This is a genomic window from Francisella sp. SYW-2 (assembly GCF_008711475.1).
Lineage (GTDB): Bacteria > Pseudomonadota > Gammaproteobacteria > Francisellales > Francisellaceae > Francisella > Francisella salimarina.
The window spans coordinates 1-1,339 of sequence record NZ_VXKO01000063.1; the positions used below are offsets into that span (position 1 = coordinate 1).

Sequence of the window (1,339 nt, forward strand, 5' to 3'; positions counted from 1 at the left end):
GGCACTTTCCAATTAACTGTGTAAATTCTTAATTAAGATGCTAGATTATTTCTAGCAAAATATTAAGGATAAAAACATGTCTAAAAATAGAAAATCAGAAGATATTTACTCAATGCTAGCAGATCAGATAATAGATTCTGGAGTAGATGTTAATCAGATGTTTGAGAAAGATGGCTTGCTTAAACAATTAACAAAACGGTTATTAGAAAAAGCATTAGATACAGAGATGAATAGTCATCTTGGCTATTCAAAGCATCAACGAAGCAACTCTTCAAATGCTAGAAATGGCTATAGCAATAAAAGCTTATCTACAGATACTGGAAACATAGATATCTCAGTGCCTAGAGATAGAGAAAGTGAATTTGAACCACAAATAGTTCCCAAAAGAGTAACAAAGATAAATGGTTTAGATCAAAAAATCATATCTTTGTATGCTAAAGGTATGAGTACCACAGATATTCAACAACAATTGCTTGAGCTGTATGATACGAAAATAAGTACAAGCTTCATAAGTGATATTACTGAAGCTATTATTGATGATGTTAAAGCATGGCAGAATAGACCATTAGAGTGTGTTTATCCAATAGTGTTTTTTGACTGCATAGTCGTTAAAGTTAGAGAGGATAAGCGTATTATTAACAAGGCGGTATATATTGCTTTAGGTATATCTTTAAGTGGTCACAAGGATGTATTAGGTCTTTGGATAAGTCAAAATGAAGGTTCTAAGTATTGGCTAGGAGTTTTTACTGAATTAAAGAATAGAGGCTTACAGGATATATTCATAGCTTGTACAGATAATTTAAAAGGCATGTCTGATGCTATACAGGCTGTATACCCAGAGGCAAAACATCAGCTTTGTATTGTTCACCAAATTAGAAACTCTTTAAAATATGTGCCTTACAAAGACAAAAAGGAAGTGGCAAGAGAGCTAAAGAAAATATATGACGCTGAAACTATTGATATAGCAGAATCTGAGCTTGAAAATTTTGCTAGCAAGTATGATGCTAAATACCCATTAATTTCAAAGTCATGGCTAAATAATTGGGATAATTTAACTGTATTCTTGCAATACCCTCCCAAAATCCGTAAAGTAATTTATACTACTAATGCGATAGAGTCGCTTAATAGTCAATTTAGGAAAGTTATTAAGAATAAAAAGTTATTTCCTAAAGATGACTCTGTTTTCAAATCTTTATACTTGACTATAGATTATTTAACCAAAAAATGGTCTATGCCTGTGAGATACTGGAGTGAAGCTATGCCTTATTTCGCTATCGAATTTGAAGATAGAATTCAGAGGTTTATGTAAATGAATTTACACAATTATTTGGAAAGGCTC

1 protein-coding gene is annotated in these 1,339 nt (G+C 31.8%); it reads left to right on the plus strand.

What is annotated here, in order from left to right; all coding sequences use genetic code 11:
- Nucleotides 1–112: 112 nt before the first annotated feature.
- On the plus strand, nucleotides 113–1,309 hold the full coding sequence (locus F3D57_RS10165; RefSeq protein WP_191092394.1) for an IS256 family transposase: 1,197 nt from the start codon (nucleotides 113–115) through the stop codon (nucleotides 1,307–1,309).
- Nucleotides 1,310–1,339: the final 30 nt, after the last annotated feature.